The organism is Bacillus sp. NTK034 (genome assembly GCF_017303275.1).
GTDB lineage: Bacteria > Bacillota > Bacilli > Bacillales > Cytobacillaceae > Cytobacillus.
The window spans coordinates 130296-150350 of the sequence record NZ_JAFKOJ010000010.1; the positions used below are offsets into that span (position 1 = coordinate 130296).

Consider the following 20055-nt stretch of genomic DNA (forward strand, 5'->3'; position numbering starts at 1 on the left):
GGGTGATTGTAATTGATAAAGACTTAAAGCTTACCTTCCAGTAAGTAATTTTTAATTTTATTTTGAAAAATTTAGTTATAGAAAGTGGGGATTTCAGCAGTGAAAAGAATGCTATTGGTATCTCTTTTGATGTCGTGCGGGGCTACCTTTATTACCCCGTTATTCCCTTTATATAGTGAGGCTTACCGGCTGAACAGTCTGCAAATCACGATCTTGTTTGCCATATATGCTGCATTCCTATTGCCTGTTTTGTTCATTGCGGGAGAAAAAGGCAGCACGTGGGGATTAAAAAGGGTTGTTCGCTTCAGTATATGGATATCCATCGCATCTACCTTATTCTTCATGGCTGGCAATCATTCCTGGATGCTCTATGTTGCCAGATCATTGGAAGGAATCGCATACGGAGCCTTTACAGGTACAGCTGCTGCTTTTCTAATGAAGCAAACTCTTCCCAGCCAAATAGGTGCAGCTCTCAAATTATCAGGTGTTACGATTCTCATTGGTTTCGGGCTGGGACCAGCTATCGCGGGTTTGATCCTGCAATATATACATTTCCAGCCACTCCATTTGCCATTTTGGATTTTGCTCGTCCTGCTTATCATCTCACTAATTGTGCTGGAATCTATTCCTAAAGATGCTGTTTCCAGTGAACAAAAACGTGAAAAAACAAAGATATCGCTTGGAGTGCCAGACAATATTCGTTCTCCATTTATCTCAATGGCCGGATTGCCTATCTTCACAGTTTTCACAATTCAAGGAATCGCGTTTGCTCTTATTCCTAATTTCGTAAAGAATGTCATTCATACGTCTAACCTTGCTGTTTCAGGATTAATCATTTTCGTGCTTCTCAGTGGAGCAGCTTTGGCTCAGTTCATTCCTTGGCCAAGTCACCCCATTACACGTATGAGATTCGGCATCCTGCTTCTTGCGATAGGGTCATGGGTTATTGTTTCTTCTGGTTTAACATCAAGTTTGCCGCTGCTCTGGGCAGGCATTTTCATCCAGTCTATCGGGGGCGGATGGACTTTTCAAATTGCCTTGCGACTTGCCGGACAGTTACCGGAGCCCAAAGAGCGGGCACGAGTCATTTCTGCATTTTACTTGTGCGCATATTCTGGATTTATTGTTCCAGTAATTGGAGTCGGAGCGCTTACCCAATTTTACAGTTTGAACCATTCGCTGATCGTTCTGAACCTGTTTGCTGCATTTATTGTTATATATGTGCTGCTGTATTCCGTCAGATATAATCGCACATATTCGGACATGATAAAACCCTAAGCTCTTCCAACCTAATCAAGAGTGCATTAAAATCCCAGCTGCCGATTCGGCAGCTTTTTTTCTGCTATTAAAAGGGAGTTTAGTTTGAGAAGAGTGCTTACATAATAATAAGTGTGATGCTGAGTAATATTAATTGATATCTTCAGGAGATGGCAATTAGTTTGCTGCTCTTTAAAAGGGGATTACAGGAAGAGAACACCTATAAGAAACATGGTAAGGGGCTTGAATAGAATGGCGACATCTATAGAAAGGCTATTATGGAGTATTGCACTTCCCGGTTTTGGGCAATTTTTAAATGGAAAACTGATAAAGGGATTGGTTATTGTATTTTTAGAGTTCCTTATCAATGTACAAGCGAATTTCAATGGGGTCATTATTTCAAGTTTTCATGGAGATATTGAGAAGGCAATAGCAGAAACCGATTATTTGTGGCTGATGTTTTATCCTTGTTTGTATTTCTTTGCGATGTGGGATTCTTTTAAAGATGCAGGAGGAGGGAAAAACAGTTATTCTTTTCTTCCGTTTGTGTCTTCAGCTTACTTTGTTACGGTGGGGTGTATATATTCCTCTACCTTTAAGCTTTTTGGGGTATTATTAGGGCCAATTTGGCTTCCAATATTGTGTGTAATACCAGGTGTCAGTGTGGGTGTTATTTTAATGAAGATAATAAGGAAAAAAAACATTGAATACTTTTAAAGAAGGAGGCACTTATTGTTAAGCTCTGTAATGATGACATGTCATATATTTATAGGTAATACAATATAAGGAAAAGATTATCAATTTTAAAAAGAGGTGCTGACCCCAGCTGCGTAAAGCGTTAGTGAATGAGGGGGCAGGCACCTTTTTTTAAATCCTATAAATACAAGATCCTTTTTAGGAAACATGTACTCGTGGTATTTAGATGTTTTTTTGCTATGCTAAAAGAACATATAATTGATACCATTTTTTGATTGTTACCATCTCTAAAGTATGTGCCGAGAAGTAATCATTTCTTGTTTAACACCTGGCGCGATCTCTATTTATGTGACCAATTAGAAACAGGTGGTTCATTAAACCAATTTTTCCTTATTAATAACTTCAGCCCTTTCTCTGAGTACTTTTCAATCATCTTGATTAGTTCCTTTAAAGAATCTATATGATCTTTTTTATAACTGGATACAATTGCAGTTTGCAGGTTGATTATACTGACTGGATTTAGGAACATTATTAGATTTGCCATTAATTTATCCGAAAAAGGGGATTCCTTTACTTTATTAACGTGAGCCTCTAGGCCAGTTGTAGTTGGAATTCCATTTTCTCTATAGATATCGGATAATGAGGCTGATTGATGAAATGCTAACTTCTTCCCCTCTAGTATAAATTTCTTTGTGTCCATATCCTCTGCAACTTCAGAAAAACCGGTGCAAAGAGCAACTCCAACATTGTTACATTGAACTGAACTGAACATATTTGCCAATTCTACTGCATTAAGAGGACGTTGCTGAGTTGATGCAACTTTGAATAGTTTCCCATCTCTTTCATCTGCTTTTTTGTAAGAGAAGGAATTATTTTGTAAAAGATCTTTATCTTTAAGTAACTTTAATAAAGAAAAATCTATTTGAATGACATTATTGAGTAGTTTTTGATAAAATTCTTTAACTTTATAATCTGTTAACTCAACATATTGAACAGTAAGCGCTCGCAATCCGTTACTCGCTATATGTTTTAAAATTTCTATAATTAATTGGTCAGAAAATAGCTTTGTTGTTGCACTATATAGATCATCGTCCTTGAAGAAAGGTGTATCTTTATATCCCTCCTCAGACAATAATTGAATAGATTCTTGTTCTTGATATGTAGAGATTTCGTATATTTCATTTAAAATATTTCTTAAATCAGTATCTTCAGCAGTCTTACTTAGATATTTTAATAATAAATTGATCATGTTTGAACTTGATTGTAAATACCATAGGAAACCTAATTCATTTACGTTCATGTTATACCCCCTAAAGATCCCATTTCTTTTTTTTAGTTTGTCATTTAAAATTCTTGATTATTCACATAACAGTATTTCTTCTTATTTGCATATATAGTTTCCCTGTAAAGAACTGTCCTATATGAATCAAACTTATTTTTCTGGACGAGATCAAGTTCCAAGTACCTAGCCTGAATACTAGACTAATCTTAAAATGCGAACTTGAAGGATAATCGAATAAGGATAAAGAAATTATTTTATGTTAATATACTTGTAACAAAAATTTATAGGGAACTTAGAGTTCCTCAGTATATTTGTGTGTCAGTGCACCTGTTACCACACGTATTTTGGAGGTAAGATTGAGATGGCAAGGAAAAAGGAATTTGATGAAGGTGCCGCTCTGCATAAAGCAATGCGGCTATTCTGGGAACAAGGTTATGAGAAGACATCCATGCAGGAACTGGTCACACATATGGGGATCCATAAAGGGAGCATGTATGATACTTTTGGCGATAAAAAATCCTTGTATGTCAAAACATTGAAAAGCTATAGTGAAATGTTAGAGCAGTTGGTTAAGAGTCGTATTGCTAACACCCGATCTGCCAAGGAAGCAATCCAAGTGCTGCTTGAAATGGCAATCCAGCAGCAAGACGAATTTCCCGATGGCTGCTTCCTCGTGAATACTGCGGTTGAGTTGTCAAATTATGATTCTGAGGCAATTGATCTGGTTCACCTGAGATGGGCCTATACAGAACAGTTAATACGAAACCTAATTGTTGAAGGCCAACAATCAGGAGAATTTTCCGAGACACTGAATGCGGAAAAGCTGTCTTACTATTTTAGTAATGCATTAATTGGACTTCGCGTTATGGTTAAGACTGTATCGGACAGGGAAAAGTTACGGCAAATTATTGAAATGAATATGTCAGTATTAGAATAAAGTGAATCGTTCATCCATCTGTTCAACTATATGGAAATAAAAGCAAAATTAAAATTAATCAAGTAAAGAAAATGCAGCCCTATAAAGTTGGGCTGCATTTTTTTATAAAAAAGGCTTTGGTTCTTCGAATATGAAGAACTTTAATCTATATTTAGCCCCCATGAACTTCAATCAAGCAAGCTTATTAAAACGCTCATTAATATCTTTGCTATTATCTCTCTCCCATAGGATTAAAATGAATGTCCGATGTGGCGAGGGATAAAGGGTACCGTGTGAGCGAATTTTACATGCGTCCGATTAGCGAAGCGACTTAAATGCCGTGCGGATCTCAGAAGTCATGAACTCCGGTTGCTCCCAAGCTGCGAAGTGTCCGCCCTTAGGAAGTTTATTGTAGTGAATGAGATTCGGGTAGGCTTTTTCTGTCCAGCTCTTCGGTGCTTCATACATCTCATCCGGAAATACGCTTGCTGCAACCGGAAGCTTGACGCCTTTTGCGGCGAAAAATGAGACTCCGGCAACGGTGTTCTCCCAGTATAGACGAGCCGCTGAAATCGCTGTGTTCGTCAACCAGAAGAGCGTGATGTTGTCGAGAACGTCGTCGCGTGTTAGGCCTTCCTTGAATCCAGCAAAAGATCTCGCGATCAAGGCATGACTCTTCCAGTCGTGGTCAATCATAAAGGCTGCCAAACCGATAGGCGAATCCGCAAGTCCGGTGAGTGTCTGAGGACGCGTTCCCATCTGGAAGGCATAGGCAAATTTATTTTCGCGAACTTGCTCGCACGCTTTCTTCTCTTCGTCCGAAAGACCGGCCGGCAGCGGATTGCCGGACCAGATCGCCGCGTCAACTTCTGGTGGAATGACCTCAGGCATGTTGGTATGAATGCCGATTAATCCTTTAGGTTCCTGGACGCCCATAAAGTTAACGACGATAGAGCCCCAGTCGCCGCCCTGTGCCACATATTTCGTATAGCCAAGGCGAGTCATTAGCTCGCTATAAGCACTTGCGATGCGTTTAGGATTCCAGCCGGTTGCCGTCGGTTTGCCCGAGAACCCGTAGCCAGGCATTGAGGGAATGACAACATGGAAGGCATCCGATTCGCTTCCGCCGTGTGCCGTCGGGTTAGTCAGCGGATCGATCAGCTTCATTTGTTCAATAATCGAACCCGGCCATCCGTGCGCAATGAGAATCGGCATCGCGTTCTCATGCTTCGAACGAACGTGAATAAAGTGAAAGTCCAAACCGTCGATCTCTGTAATGAAATGAGGGTAGGAATTAATTCTCGATTCGATCTTGCGCCAGTCGTATTCACACGCCCAGTAACGAGCAAGTTCTTGAATTGTTTCAAGCTTTGTGCCTTGTGATTGATCAGCTACCGTTTCTTTCTCCGGCCATCTCGTTGCGATAATGCGGCGTTTCAGTTCGATGATTTCTTCTTCCGGAACATTTATATGAAACGGGCGAATGGCGTCCTTTTCTGTTGATAGTTCATTACTCAGCTGTTTGGTATTTGTTTGTGTCATTTTATTTATCTCCTTTTTTTTGGATTTATGGATTTTTACGCTGCCGCTATTATTAAATGTTCTTATCGGCTTATTCTCGATATTTCTAAGATTCCTCCTTTCAAAACAAATCTAGCACATTCAAGAACGTTCGGTCAAGAATTTTCTTGAACGTTCGTTCTTGAATTTTCCGAACCGGTGCAGCTCAAAAAAATTGCCGGCAATGCTGCAAATCATTCAAGTGGTGAACTAATACTTATAGGTTTCCAAAGTAGGTTGGAATCAGGATTTGGCCGTACTATGTTGCAGGTCCCAGTTTTAGATGACTCAATTCTTGAAAAATGGATAAGTCAAGAAAGGTTTGTAAAGTCTCTAAATACATATTAGTAAAATGAATGGTAAACAATAGAGGCAATATGGGTTAAAAGGAGGGAAGGTGAATGAGGCGTTTTCGGTCAATTGTAAAAAGTGAAAAAACAATTTCAGAAGCAACATATGAAAAGACACTTAAAGAATTAGGGAATTGTTTTGACCTTGTTCATCGTTCATTTAACCAAAATGAAATTCACATAATTTATTTAAATTCATTAGTAGATTCCAACACATTAGAGTGGGAAATACTTTCACCATTAAGAGAAATGTCATTCAATAATTTAGAAAAATCTTTTCAACAATCACTGTTTAAACGTGAAAAAAATCAAGAAAATGTGATAAATGGGATATTAGATGGCAATGTGTCTTTGTTCGCTGGAGGGGATACTTATTTAATAAATGTATCCGGATTCGAGGAACGTTCCATTTCACAATCTGAAACAGAAACTGTAATTAATGGGCCTCACGATTCATTTAATGAGACATTAAAAACGAACGTTTCGTTGATTAGAAGAAGAGTTAGAAGTTCTAGGTTAAAAATGATTGAGTTATCTGTTGGGGAAATTTCAAAAACAAAAGTCCTCTTAGTCTATATTGAGGATATTGCAAACATGGAAATTGTGAATCATCTAAAAGAAAGGATTCAATCAGTTAAAATTGATTCCCTGACGGACTCCAATATTTTAATTCAAATAATTGATGATCATCAATTTTCTCCATTTCCTCAATTTTATACCACTGAAAGGCCGGATATAGCTGTGACAAAACTATATGCTGGAAAGATAATCGGACTTGTCGATGATAGTCCGAACATTTTTTGTACCCCTTCTAATTTCTTTGATTTTTTTGAGTCACCAGATGACTATAATCAGCGTTGGATTATAGGAACAGGGGTTAGAATTCTGCGATATATAGCATTATTTATTACCTTAATACTCACAGCTTTTTATGTTTCTATAAATACATATCATTACGAAATGATTCCACAATCCCTGCTTCAGAGTATTATGCAGTCCAGGAGTAGAGTACCTTTTCCCCCAATCGTTGAAGCTATATTTTTAGAAATAGTCATTGAACTGCTAAGGGAGGCGGGTGCGAGACTGCCTACAAAAATTGGTCAGACAATTGGAATTGTAGGCGGTATTGTGATTGGCCAAGCTGCTGTTGAAGCTGGGATTACCAGTAACATTTTAATAATTGTCGTAGCAGTATCGGCCATTGCTTCATTCATAGTCCCTAGTTATATTATGGGTTCGTCCATTAGAATCGTTCGGTTCCTCTTTATTTTAATGGCAGGATTTGTAGGGAATGTCGGTATTTTTTTCGTGTTAGGGTTATTAACCATTCATTTAACAGGGTTAACAAATTTATCTTCACCTTACTTTATGCCCATTTCTCCGACCTTTTTCAAAGACTGGACAGATAGTATTGTGAGAGGGCCTTTTTTAAAAATAAGGAAGGGGCAGCCAGCACAATCTTTGATGCATAACGATAGTGAAAAAGAGAGGAATTAGAGGTGATACTATGAAGGAACGGTTCCATCCATTTCAATTATCTATATTCATCCATATGGCTCAAAATGGTCTCGTTTTGTATAGTTTACCTCGATTAACTGCCGAATATTTGGGAACAAATGGATGGATTAGTATTTTTTTCATTTTCGTATTAGTTAATATAAATATTGTGCTGATTGCGATAATTTATAAGCTGGGTAAGGGTAGGTCAATTTTTGAAATCATTGAAGCGACGGTTCCCAAATGGGTAATGGTGCCCATCTATTTATTTATTATCGGTGTTTGGATAGGAATGGCGAGCATGGTGATGAAGTCATATATCTTTATTTATAAAATGATTTTTTTTCCGGCTCTGCCCATATCGCTTTTTATTATTTTATTTACTTTGCTCAGTTTTCAATTATTAAGAGGTGGGATCTACAAGATTTCGAAAGCAATTTTCGTTTTATTCGGCTTCGTAATTCCAATGATATTTTTACTTTTTTATCTTATTCCAGAATTTGAATTTGCACGTTTTACTACTTTCTTTTTTAAAGGAGAAACAGATTTTTTAAAGGGGGCATTTTATGTTTATTCAGCCTTTTTAGGTATTGAAGTTTCTATTCTTTTTTTCCCTATGGCAGAAAAAAAGTGGACTAAGGCTCTTTTTTTAGGAAACTTTTTCTCCATGGCAACCTATGCCATTGTGCTCTTCATGAGCTATGGTTTTTTTAGCTTCGATCAAATATTAAATGACATGTACCCGGTTATGACCTTATTTGAATATACAGAAGTTCAGTTCCTTTCGCGAGCCGAGAACCTCTGCTTTTCCGTTTATGCTTTCAAAGTATTAGCAATAATTGTAATCTATTTCTGGGGTGCCCAGCAAATTCTTGGTAATATTACTCAAAGAATTAAGCCTAATTTTTGGATAATACCAATACTGGCAAGTGGTTTTCTCCTTGCATTGGTTCCAGATTCCCTGGTGGATGTCGAAGAGTGGTTAAATTGGCTGAGTTATTGTGCAATTGGGATAGCATGGGCATTACCGATCCTTGTGTTATGCATCCTTTGTATTCAAAGTCTTAAAAACCGGATTAACAGGGAGGCAGGTCATGCAAAATAAAATGACTGTTTTGATTGCAGTATGTTGTTTGTTTTTAACAAGTTGCAGAGGAAGTAATATTATTGAAGAATTGGCAATTCTCGGAGCTGTTTCTTATGATATGTCGGGAAGTAAAGAAAATCCGATAAAAACAACAGTCCATTTTCCCACTGTTACTAAAGATGGAATGTTTGAAACTACAATTCTAACTGCTAATGGAAAATCATCTCATGATACTTTTCTCAAATTACAAAATTTAACCAATTTAAAAATAGTGGGTGGGCAAAGCACAATTCTCTTCGGAGAGGAATTGGCGAAAAATGGACTTATAAATGTTGTTAAGACGTTTACAAGGGATCCTGAAGTCTCAACTCGCGTTAAATTTGCAATCGTTGAGGGAAAAGCTGAAGATCTTCTAAAAAAAAAGATGCCCTCTGTTACTGATAATGCTGAATACCTTTATACGCTCATTGATAAATTAGGCGCTCAAAATAAAGTTTTAAATACGAATAAATATCGTTATTTGAGAGATTATTACGACGATGGTATCGATCCGGTTTTACCGGTTTTTTCAAATGAAGGCGAGAACATTGAATTTAAGGGCTTGGGTACTTTTAAAGGAGATCAATATGTTACACTGCTAAATTTAAACGAAACACAGATTCTAAATTTATTAAGCGGAAATATCAAAGACGGCAAATTAATGATAAGTATTAATAAAGAAGAGTCAGAAGAAAATTATCAGCTTTTTTTAAGCAGCATCAATTCTGATAATGAAAAAAAAGTGAATACAGGAGATATGTCGGTCGAAGTAAACCTTGATTTAAAAGGAAGTGTCCTTGAATACACAGGTACAATGGATATAAGTGAAGAAAAGTATCAAAAAAAACTGGAAAAACAGGTTGAGCAATATTTAATAACCAATTCAAAAAAGCTGTTAACCAAATTAAAAGAATATCAAACAGATCCAATCGGAATGGGCACGCTCGTTCGTAATAGTGTATCGTATGAAAGATGGAACAAGATGAATTGGGAGGAAATTTACCCAAATTTAGATGTTAAGGTTAAAGTAAAAGTAAATCTGATTAATACAGGAAAATCAAAATGAATTAAGGAATGCCAGGTTGTGAAGACATTCTATTTAGTTATGATACATGACTTTTCATTAATAAACCTTTCTTTACTTTTTCATTATTGTTATTCCAGTATTCATTATTAAGCGGCGCGACTGTAGGGTAATTATGTATCATTAATTACTACAAAGTTGTGCATTTTTGATGAAAGGGGAACTCTTAACTAGAATTTCCCTTCCATCCATAAATAAAGAAGATTCTAACTGGGCAACTTAATTATTTTAAACTCAAAATCTGGACGATGTGTTCTTCAGAGTTCGATTTTTTTATTTATTGAATGAATTCAGTTAACCTCCTATAAGAAAGAACATCGCCATTAGTCATTTGATGAAAGGTCTGGCGGTTTACAATCTCTTCACTGATAGTCCTTAAGTATGTTAGGGTGGCTCTGAATGGGACGGATCCACAGCTAAGCCTCTCAATTCCGATCTCAGATAACTCCGATAAAGAAGGCATCTCAGCGTCAACCAATAAGTTGATCGGACAAGAAATTTCCTCTCTAATCTTCTTAATAATTTTCCTATCAGTTAAGCCAGGAATGAAAATGCAATCTGCCCCTGCATCCTGATACGCTTTTGCCCGCTTTACAGCTTCCTGTAAACGAGTTGAAGAATCCCCAATATTTAACCAATATAGATCTGTTCGTGCATTGATCAATAACGGTATATTTCTGGATTCCGAAAATCCTTTGATCGCTGCTATTTTTTCCTTTTGAGATGAAATATCAAATATAGACCTGTTAGAATCACCTGTACCGTCCTCCAGATTTATCCCGATAGCTCCAGCAGCAGTTACTGCTTTTACGGTCTCTAAAACCTCTTCAACTGTCCGTCCATAACCTGCCTCAATGTCTGCGCTCACAGGGACATTTACTGATTTGGCGATGTTTTCAATCGTTTCAACCATTTTGCCAAGCGGTATACTTTGTCCATCCAAATACCCCAAAGAAGCAGCAATGCCGGCACTAGTTGTTCCGATTGCTTTAAAGCCGCATTCTTCAAACATTTTTGCACTGATTACATCCCATGAGTTTGGCAGAACAAAGGTGGATGATTGCTGGTGTAAGCGGTGAAAGGTTTCTGCTTTTAATGATTGTTCTTTGCTATTCATAAAATTAAGCTCCTATTCTTCATTTGGATTAAGTTTCTTTTTGCTTCATTTCTATTATAAGAGCTAAATAATTCGATTTTCATCGAAATATGGAATGCATATTGTTTTCTCAAATGAAGTTACAGGGGATGCCCTCTTAATGATGATCGGAGGGTTCGAAATCCAGGATGGAGCCTTTACAGGATCGGGGTTCATCGAATCCATCGAATTCTTGAGATATTATCTTTCAGAGCTTGCGATGACGAAGAGGAGAGGGCTGTTTAGTAAGAGACCTTCCCATTTGAAGGTTTTTTATCTTTTTACCACAATTTTTTTCCCTAATAATGATTCCCTCAGGCTTTTCTTGAATCGAATCATGCTATACAGATTTGTAATAGAGTTATCTATTTAGGAATTGAACTTCTTTTTTATCTAATTCTTCCTCATTTGCACTGAACCTCGCACTTCCTATTGAATAATATATGGGCAGATAGTGTGTGCGCATTTAATTCCTCAATGGAAATTTATTCTTTGGGAAGTGAAGATCATGCAAATTTTTTATACAGTACGTTCAGGTGATACGCTGTACGGGATTTCCAGGAGATGGGAAATACCGGCCGATTCCCTTATTGCGGCAAATAATTTGAAGCCCCCTTACACGATTTATATAGGTCAGCAGCTGTCCGTTCCACCTGGGGTTGATGCTGTGCGTGTTAGGCAAGGAGATTCAGTGTATCGAATTTCACAATTTTACAAAGTTCCTCCTATAGTTATCATAGAGGCGAATCAGCTTCAGCCACCCTATGTCATTCAGGCCGGTCAATTATTAAAGGTTCCTCCAGGTGTTCCATATTATATCGTCCAGCAAGGGGATACACTTTATCGGCTTGCCATTCGTTTTAATGTCATTACGAATGGGGAGCCAAATACTGAGCTTATTCGGATTGTAAACCAGCTTCCATCCTCACAGCTATTTCCCGGAATGAAGTTAAGGATTCCATACGCCCCTCCTGGTGGCCAAGGCCTGATTGCCTATACTGCTGATCGAGGAGGGCAATATGATATTTGGTTATATAATCCCCGGACAGGAGAGAACGTGCAGCTCACCAGTGGATTGGGTGACTCTTTTTCAAGTCCAGAATGGTCAGCCAATAGCAGGAGAATTGCGTTTATTGGAAAGAACAGAATTATATATGTTGTGGATGTTGCATCTGGTGCGATCGCTCAAATCGACCAGGTGGAAGAAGGTGCTGAATTCAAATTGGATTGGTCACCTGACAGCAGCCAAATTGCTTATACGAAGCAAGGTCGCATTATCATGTACAACGTTCTGTCTCATCAAGCGCAAAGCATTCAACAACCTGACTCAACAGATGTTCAATGGTTTCCGAACGGCAGGGAACTGTTATTCCAGGCACCGGATGAATCAGGAATTAGCCAGCTTTTCCGAATTCATACCGATGGATCCGGGAAACAGCAAATTACACGTAACACAGGAGGGCGGCTTAATAATGCCCAGCTATCACCCAACGGAAACTTTGTTCTATATACAACACCAGGTGTCAGCATCTCCATTATTCACACCATCGAGCTTTCAACAGGCAATGTGGTTGAAGTAAAAGGCGGGCCCCTTGCAAAAAATTATTATCCGACATGGTCACCTGATTCTTTAAAAATAGCCTATAGCGCTACGGCCTTTGAAGATAGAGGGTATTTTTCACAAGTTCGAACGGTGGGGAGGCGAGGAGAAGAGGATCGAATTTGGGCTATTTCCAATTGTTTTGCATTGCCTGTCACGTGGTCAACAGACGGAACAAAAATAGCCTATCTTAGAGGATGCAAGGAACAGGAATTTGCAAGTGAAATGTGGGCTATCGACCTCCGTCACCCCGTCCCGATACGGCTAATTGCAGGAGTTAACATTCAGTCACTTCAATGGTCTCCAACTGCCATAGTGGATGGTACCCAAAAGACATATACGAACACGACCTACAAGGTTATTTTCCAATATCCGTCAAACTGGCGGAAAGTGAACGGGGAAAGATACGAAGGTGCTGACGGCTTTTTTCAAATATCAGCGATTTCAGCAGATGAAAACTTAGATGAGGTGTGCCATGGAGAAGCTTTCCATCTATTAATGCCCTATGGATCCATGCCAAGCATCTTGAAGACTCGAATTCAAAACCAGGAAGCATGCTACATTTTTCCCTCTGCGGACCAGCCAGCAGAAATGCTGAATCAATCAGCTTTAATCGTAAGGTATCCAACTCCCATTACAATCCAAGGAGAAACCTACAATTACTTCATCTTATGGGCAGACCAGCCGCATTTGAAGGAAATAGCTTCAACCTTAGTCCTTTTATAAAACGTGAGGGCCTGTTGGTTCACAATATTTGGATAAAGAGATAAAAAGCCTATTCATCAAGCGATGAAAGGCTTTTTGTATGTAATCATTCTTTCGTCAGAACAAATAGAACTTCACCGGTGAAATTTATTTATCTTCAGAAAACTCTCTCATGAGAAAGGGGAGAATGATAGTTTCCTCAGGATTTAGTGAGAAAGACTTCAATAATTATTAATTTATTTTAAATATTTAAAATATTATAAATATATATTGTGCGTTGTATACAATATGGTATATAATGAATTCAACATCAAGCAGGAGGTTAAAAAAATGACATGAAGCTAAATAAAATTAAATCTGTATCAATCGCATCGGAGGTTTTTGATCAGCTCCGATTAAAAATTATCAGTGGTGAACTTAAAAATGGTGAAAGATTAGTTGAAATGGAGTTAGCAAAGTACCTCGGTGTCAGCAGAACACCTGTACGAGAGGCTATCCAACGTTTAGAGCAAGAAGGTTTAGTAGAAATCCTCCCCAGAAAACACTGCCTTGTTAAAGGAATTGACTTTGATGCCATCAATGAAATTATCCTCATAAGAACTCTTTTAGAACCCACCGCCGCTAGAGTTGCAGCAAGCAAAATCACCGATGAACAGCTATTAACATTAAAAGGTTATCTAGAGCAGTCTGAAATGTTTTTCCAGCTAGGTAAAGTGGAAGAACTCATGATGGTTCATGATTTATTTCATGCGGAAATCATCAAAGTGTCAGGCTTAACCAGATTGGTTAACATTTTAGAAAATCTGCATGATTATATTGTTCATTTTAGATATTCCTTTTTAAGCAGACCCCACCTTGTGGAAAGATCAATTAAAGAACATTATCAAATCTATGAGGCTTTATGCAGTCGGGACTTGGACAAAGTGGAAGAAGTATTTATCCAGCATCTAAGCGGAATTTCAGATTATGCAAAAGTGGTAATAGAAGATAACATACCTTTAAATCAAGGTAATAATAGAACAGGGGGATTAAAATGAGCAAAATCAATACGACAAATGTCCGTGAAGATATTAAAGAAACAATCCGAGTCTTAAGTGAGGAGGTAGGGCAAAGGTTTGCAGGTACAGAAGGTGAATGGAATGGAACAGAATATATTCTTCAAAGACTCAGTGATTTAGGAATAGAGACAGAAAGACAAGTATATCCATTTATAGGCTGGGAGCCTAAGGGAACACCTCAATTAAAATTTCTATCACCTATTTCGAGAGAATTAAAAACAGCTTATCTCCTATTCTCTGGCTCTACTTCAAGTGAAGGAATAAAAGGGAAACTTACATATCACGGGATAAAAGGACTGATTCCGGGTGTTTATGATATGCCTTGTTACAATGTCCTGAGTGAAGAAGGAGATATTTTAGCTCAAGTTGTGGTGAACAGCGGAGGTGATCCCATTGCATTATTGAATCCGCGGGCAAAGTTCCCAATTCCGGCTGTGGTGATGAGCTACGAAGATCACCTTCATGTTCAGGAACTATTAAATGAAGGACACGAGATTGAGGTGTTTGTAAAGGTAGAGGGAAATATAAAAGAATGTAAATCGGCTAACATCATCAGCCATCCATACAAGGCTAAAAATACAGCAAGAAAGAGAAAAGTAATTGTCTGCGCACACTCGGACACAACGTTAAATACTCCTGGAGCTTACGATAATGGCTCAGGCATTGCTGGAATCGTTGAAGTGGCGAGAAGATTAAGCAGCGGTTCATTTGACTTTCCATTTGATGTAGATGTAATCGCTTTTTCGAATGAAGAGGTTGGTTTCATTGGTGCAGATTATTATGTAAACGATTTAAAAGAAAAAGGGACACTTGATGAAGTGGCTGCAGTGATCAATTTAGATCAAATTAGTGCTGGAGACAAGATTTGGTCATGGGTGGGCCCGGAAGATTTCCGACAAAAGGTTATAGAAAGTTTTAGGGAAGCTGGAGCTTATGATAGCAAGGATTTTGAAGTTGATGTTGATACTCCTAAAGCAGGAGCAGATGAATGGATGTTCCATTTAGAAGGGATCCCGACAGCTCTCCTCATGTTTTGGAGATTACCAGACTATCACCGGCCGACAGATACCATGGAAAAAATCGAATATGACAAAGTGGAGCTTATCATCGAGACAGTTTTTAATTTGCTCAAAAAAATAGAGTAAAGGAGACAAGACATGTCAAAAAAATCTGTCCTTTTCCTATTAGCTCCATCTATCTTGATTTTATTGGGATTTTTCGTTCTTCCTTTAATCGTGGTCCTTAATAATTCTATACTGGATGAAAGCGGAACAATAACGTTCCAGCACTATCTCTTGTATTTTAAGGATCAACACTATTTAGCGATTACATTTAGATCAATAAAAATTTCAATATTGGCAACTATTATCACACTATTAATAGGGTATTTTATTGCCTATTTCACAACCAGATATATTAAGAGCAAAAAGCTTAAGAGAATCGCCTATATCATTATCATTTCCCCCTTATTTACAAGTGCAGTCGTCAGGTCATTTGGATGGATGGTCATTTTAGGAAATAATGGGTTTATTAACAAAACACTTCTGGGTCTGGGGATTATTTCACAGCCTCTTAAGCTTCTATATAATGAGACGGGTATCGTGATAGGTTTGGTGTATATATTAGCTCCTTTCATGATTTTATCCATCACAACCGTTTTAGAGAATATAGACAGCAGGCTGGAGGAGGCAGCGTCCGATTTAGGCTTAAGTGCTTTCCAAACCTTCATCAAGGTTACACTGCCTTTAACAGTCCCTGGCATCTTAGCTGGCAGTGTGATGGTTTTCTCTTTGGCCATTAGTGCGTATGTAACGCCGGCCATGCTTTCAGGCGGCAAAATCCAACTGATTGCTACGGTTATTTATGAACAAATGATGCAGGTTTTTAACTATCAATTCGGTTCTGCTGTTGCTTTTGCCGTGTTAATGTTTAGTTTTCTGATCATTGGATTGAACCATTATTTATTAAGGTCAGACTGGATTGAGGAGGGAAGACGATGATCTATAAAGTGATTATGTGGGCCATCGGAGGCTTCCTCCTTCTATTCCTGGCATTTCCATTACTGGTCCTAATTAATGTCTCCTTTACTGAACTAAATTATCTTAGCTTTCCAGGAAAAGGCTTCACATTGAAATGGTATAAGGCCCTGTTTGAGGATATTTCCTACTTAGACTCCTTCCTTTATAGTTTTAAATTATCAGGGACGGCTACTTTATTTGCGATATTAATTGGGATTCCAGCCTCTTACGGTTTAGCAAGAAATAACTTCAAAGGCAAAGGGATTGTGATGAATTTAATTTCATCGCCGCTTTTGCTCCCGCAAATCTTCCTGGGATTAGCACTTCTGCAGTTCTTTTACTATTTTACAAATAGCCCTCAAAATTTCTACACCCTGGTATTAGGGCATATTATTATCATTTTGCCATACATTGTCAGGACATGTGTAAATAGCTTTGTTGGAATAAGCCCATATATTGAAGAAGCAGGAAGAGACCTGGGTGCAGGACCATGGAAAACATTTTTCTTTGTTACCCTTCCTCTAATGAAATCCAGTATTATCGCAGGGACACTGTTTTCGTTTGCCGTTTCATGGATCAATGTGGAAGTGACGATTTTCCTGACTTCTGCGGATCAGATGGCACTCCCTGTGAAGATGTTTAATTATGTTCAATATAACATTGATCCCATGATAGCAGCTGTTTCAGCCGTAACGATTTACATTGCTTTTATCCTGATTCTTATCATTGATATGCTGGTAGGAATTGAGAACATTGCATCAAAATAAACCATGAAACTGGGAGTGGTTCTATGAAAAAGGTACGCAGGAATCTAATGCTATTTGCAGCAATTCTAGTAGTGCTTGCCGGATGCGGAAAGCCTGTTCAGCCGAAGGGAGAAGCAGCTAAAGCTAATACAGAAGTTAAAAAGGATGAATTATCCATTGCCATTTTCGGTGGGGATTGGGGAAATACGATCAAGAAACATATCATTGAACCATTTGAGCAAGAAACCGAAATTAAGGTAAATATCATTGAAGGAAATTCAACTACAACCTTTTCCCGTTTACTACAAGAAAAGGGTTCGCCAACGATTGATTTAGCGTTAATGGACTCGGGTATTTCTGAAATGTCATTTGAAAAAGATGTCGTAGAAGGTATTGATAAAAGTAAATTAAAAGGAATCGATTCCCTTTTGCCGGAAGCATTTCATGGAAATGGTGATGATGTATTTGGTGTAGCGCTTGGTTATTGGGGATTAGGAATCGTCTATAACAAAGATGAGATTAAAAATCCGCCTAAGTCCTGGAATGACCTTTGGAAAGAAGAATATAAAGGGAAATTAACAGTGCCTACCCCGGCAACTACAGGCGGCCTCCCTTTACTGATGCAAATTGCTGAACTTGAGGGGGAAGCTAAAGGCACCGTTGACAAGGGACTCAACAAGATGAAGGAACTCGAAGTAGTTGCATACTTTGATGGTTCCGGAACGGCTACTAATTTATACCAAAGCGGTGAAGCCTCTGTTGGGGCACATTACGGTGGCCCCGCTTATGTAATGAAAGACCAGGGACTGCCTATTGAATTTGTTGTACCAGAAGAAGGTGTTTTAGGTGCTGGAAGCTTCTGGCATATGGTGAAGGGTACGAAAAAATCAGAGCAAGTGTATTCATTCTTAAATTATGCAACCACTAAGAGTGCACAAGAAGGAATTGCGGGCGATTTATATTTGGCACCGGTTCATAAGGATGTTGAATTAGATGAAAAAACGCTTGAAAGAATGCCATATGGAAAAAATGGTTCCATACAGGATTTGAATATGCCTGATTATAACCTGATAAACCAGCATAGGGAAGAGTGGAACGAGCTATGGAATAGAGAAATGGGAAGTTAAGGAGGGCTCAATCATGTCAGCTGTCCAGTCGATCGAAAAAAATACTGTATATGATACTCAAGAAAAGATAAGCATTATTGAATTTAATGGGGTTACCAAAAGATATGGTCAAGCAACTGCCGTTGATCATATTTCCTTAAATATAAAGGAGGGGGAATTTCTCTCCCTTCTCGGTCCGAGCGGATGCGGTAAAACCACCACACTTAGAATGATCGGCGGGTTCGAGCTGCCAAGCCAGGGCAGCATTAAAATTGATGGACAAGAAGCGGGAAACTTGCCGCCAAACCATCGCCCCGTTAATACAGTATTTCAGAACTATGCATTATTCCCTCACTTAAGCATCTACAATAATATTGCTTTTGGACTTAAGCAAAAGAAAGTTTCGAAAGCACAAATCGAAAATGACACAAATGAAATGATCGAAATTATGGGGCTGCAAGAGCATAAGCATAAATATCCAAGACAGCTGTCAGGTGGGCAGCAGCAAAGGGTTGCACTGGCAAGGGCATTAGTAAACAAGCCAAGAGTGCTGCTTCTTGATGAACCACTGGGAGCACTGGATTTAAAATTGAGAAAAAAAATGCAATTCGAATTAAAAAAACTACATGATCAATTCAAGATCACCTTTATCTATGTGACACACGATCAAGAGGAAGCATTAATCATGTCAGACAGAATAGCAGTTATGAACCAGGGAAGAATCGAGCAAATTGATACACCTCAGCAAATTTATAACAACCCCAATACTCTATTTGTAGCTGATTTTATCGGAGAAACGAATGTGATTGACGCAAATTTATTACAAGAACAAAATAAGGAAGTCATCCTAAAAGAGTTTCCGCAATTAATAGATGGAAAGAAGAAACTTGTCATCAGGCCAGAACATTTGAAAATAACCCATAACCGCAATCAGCATGATCGGATCTGTTTAGAAGTAAAATTAAAAAATGTCCACTTTGTCGGTTCAAAAAAAGTGATTGAGTTTGTATCAGGTGCCCAGGAGATTGTTGTAAATCTATCTGATGATGAGCAAATCAATCACTTAAATGAAAATGTGGGATTAAGTGTAAAAAAAGAATTGGTAAGAATACTTTAATTTCTTAGTAAGCTCTGGAGGGAGAAATCTTTTCAGAGCTGTTTTCTTTCTCTATTTATCAAGCGAATTTGATACAGGTTTGAGATCGTTTTCTCTTAGATAACTCCCAACTTCCTATTCCATAATTAAAAAGTTTTGATGAGGATATTATGATTAAACTCCTCGGAAATTAAAGCGGCGGATTGGCGACACCTAAATTAATCCAGTCTTCTTTAGGCGGTCCATATACCCCAAAAGGCTTTAATCCTGCCTGACGGATGAGAATGGTCAATTGCCCCCGATGGTGCACAATGTGTTTGATTAATCCCATCAAAATTTGCGCATTGGTTTCCTCCCTTCCAAATGCCTTCTGTGTCTGGCTCAATGAATCATCTGTCCACTGCTGCTTAATCTCCTGAGCCGCTTCCTCACTCAGCTTTTTAAATGTATCCGCAATTTCTTTTGCCGAAGCGGGGACATTTTCTTCGTTATCAGCCTTCTCCATTTTTAACCCGAAATGAGATAGATAATCAGGAATATTCGTGGTGAAATGCCAGGCAATTCGCCCTAAGGTGCGTCCTTCGGGATAGACCTGCTGCTGTAAAGAGTCATCTGTTAATCCGTCCAAAACCTTTTGCGTCAGCATAGCCTCTCTATTCCATTCATTAAGAAAGTCTGAAATCGTTATGTACATAATTCATTCCTCCATTTGTTGGATTTTATAGGTAAATGATAAAACGTTTGTTCGGTATTTTCAAGCTTAAGTAAAATTGGGAGAAATTAAAAGAGCTAAGCGACCCATAAAAGACAAGATTTGCTACAA

At 38.3% G+C, this 20055-nt stretch carries 17 protein-coding genes; 13 read left to right on the top strand and 4 right to left on the bottom strand.

Annotated elements, in window-relative coordinates:
* Positions 1-108: 108 nt before the first annotated feature.
* Together JI665_RS23530 and JI665_RS23535 are read left to right on the top strand one after the other, a co-directional pair.
* Complete coding sequence (locus tag JI665_RS23530) at positions 109-1278, top strand: MFS transporter (RefSeq protein WP_206844903.1); 1170 nt, start codon at positions 109-111, stop codon at positions 1276-1278.
* Between the two features lie 231 nt (positions 1279-1509).
* Positions 1510-1974, top strand: coding sequence for a hypothetical protein (locus tag JI665_RS23535; RefSeq protein WP_206844818.1), 465 nt, complete (start codon positions 1510-1512; stop codon positions 1972-1974).
* 319 nt (positions 1975-2293) lie between these two features.
* Here JI665_RS23535 and JI665_RS23540 read toward each other — a convergent pair whose 3' ends face one another.
* Positions 2294-3253: a DUF3231 family protein gene (locus tag JI665_RS23540; RefSeq protein WP_206844821.1), complete on the bottom strand. Its 960-nt coding sequence runs from the start codon at positions 3251-3253 to the stop codon at positions 2294-2296.
* A 343-nt stretch (positions 3254-3596) separates the two neighbouring features.
* Here JI665_RS23540 and JI665_RS23545 point away from each other — a divergent pair, with 343 nt between their 5' ends.
* Positions 3597-4172 (top strand): TetR/AcrR family transcriptional regulator, encoded by a 576-nt coding sequence (locus JI665_RS23545; RefSeq protein WP_206844824.1) that lies wholly within the window; start codon positions 3597-3599, stop codon positions 4170-4172.
* A gap of 297 nt (positions 4173-4469) precedes the next feature.
* On the opposite strand, the gene JI665_RS23550 is transcribed toward JI665_RS23545, so the two are convergent.
* Positions 4470-5693, bottom strand: a complete 1224-nt coding sequence (locus JI665_RS23550; protein ID WP_206844826.1) for an epoxide hydrolase family protein — start codon at positions 5691-5693, stop codon at positions 4470-4472.
* A 419-nt stretch (positions 5694-6112) separates the two neighbouring features.
* Between JI665_RS23550 and JI665_RS23555 the strand changes: the two genes are divergently transcribed.
* Genes JI665_RS23555 through JI665_RS23565 form a run of 3 tightly spaced genes read left to right on the top strand, consistent with a single transcriptional unit; the run spans position 6113 to position 9750 of the window.
* The gene (locus tag JI665_RS23555) at positions 6113-7558 is read left to right on the top strand and encodes a spore germination protein (RefSeq protein WP_206844828.1); all 1446 of its coding nucleotides are present in this window, start codon (positions 6113-6115) and stop codon (positions 7556-7558) included.
* Positions 7559-7568: 10 nt separating this feature from the next.
* Positions 7569-8663, top strand: coding sequence for a GerAB/ArcD/ProY family transporter (locus tag JI665_RS23560; protein ID WP_206844832.1), 1095 nt, complete (start codon positions 7569-7571; stop codon positions 8661-8663).
* Positions 8653-9750: a Ger(x)C family spore germination protein gene (locus JI665_RS23565; protein ID WP_206844835.1), complete on the top strand. Its 1098-nt coding sequence runs from the start codon at positions 8653-8655 to the stop codon at positions 9748-9750. The genes JI665_RS23560 and JI665_RS23565 overlap by 11 nt, the downstream gene beginning before the upstream one ends.
* Positions 9751-10045: 295 nt before the next feature.
* Here JI665_RS23565 and JI665_RS23570 read toward each other — a convergent pair whose 3' ends face one another.
* The gene (locus JI665_RS23570) at positions 10046-10885 is read right to left on the bottom strand and encodes an isocitrate lyase/PEP mutase family protein (RefSeq protein WP_206844838.1); all 840 of its coding nucleotides are present in this window, start codon (positions 10883-10885) and stop codon (positions 10046-10048) included.
* Between the two features lie 526 nt (positions 10886-11411).
* Here JI665_RS23570 and JI665_RS23575 point away from each other — a divergent pair.
* From JI665_RS23575 to JI665_RS23605, 7 genes are all read left to right on the top strand, one after another.
* Positions 11412-13229 carry a LysM peptidoglycan-binding domain-containing protein gene (locus JI665_RS23575; protein ID WP_206844840.1) on the top strand — a complete coding sequence of 606 codons (1818 nt, stop codon included), beginning with the start codon at positions 11412-11414 and terminating at the stop codon, positions 13227-13229.
* A 314-nt stretch (positions 13230-13543) separates the two neighbouring features.
* Positions 13544-14245 (top strand): GntR family transcriptional regulator, encoded by a 702-nt coding sequence (locus JI665_RS23580; RefSeq protein WP_206844841.1) that lies wholly within the window; start codon positions 13544-13546, stop codon positions 14243-14245.
* On the top strand, positions 14242-15411 hold the full coding sequence (locus JI665_RS23585; RefSeq protein WP_206844843.1) for a M28 family metallopeptidase: 1170 nt from the start codon (positions 14242-14244) through the stop codon (positions 15409-15411). Before JI665_RS23580 ends, JI665_RS23585 begins: the two co-directional genes overlap by 4 nt.
* Positions 15412-15423: 12 nt before the next feature.
* On the top strand, positions 15424-16266 hold the full coding sequence (locus JI665_RS23590; RefSeq protein ID WP_206844844.1) for an ABC transporter permease: 843 nt from the start codon (positions 15424-15426) through the stop codon (positions 16264-16266).
* Positions 16263-17051 carry an ABC transporter permease gene (locus JI665_RS23595; RefSeq protein ID WP_071155493.1) on the top strand — a complete coding sequence of 263 codons (789 nt, stop codon included), beginning with the start codon at positions 16263-16265 and terminating at the stop codon, positions 17049-17051. Before JI665_RS23590 ends, JI665_RS23595 begins: the two co-directional genes overlap by 4 nt.
* Before the next feature lie 23 nt (positions 17052-17074).
* Positions 17075-18157 (top strand): ABC transporter substrate-binding protein, encoded by a 1083-nt coding sequence (locus JI665_RS23600; RefSeq protein WP_206844845.1) that lies wholly within the window; start codon positions 17075-17077, stop codon positions 18155-18157.
* Positions 18158-18170: 13 nt separating this feature from the next.
* Positions 18171-19253, top strand: a complete 1083-nt coding sequence (locus JI665_RS23605; RefSeq protein ID WP_206844847.1) for an ABC transporter ATP-binding protein — start codon at positions 18171-18173, stop codon at positions 19251-19253.
* Between the two features lie 169 nt (positions 19254-19422).
* On the opposite strand, the gene JI665_RS23610 is transcribed toward JI665_RS23605, so the two are convergent.
* Positions 19423-19926 (bottom strand): DinB family protein, encoded by a 504-nt coding sequence (locus JI665_RS23610; protein ID WP_206844849.1) that lies wholly within the window; start codon positions 19924-19926, stop codon positions 19423-19425.
* Positions 19927-20055: the final 129 nt, after the last annotated feature.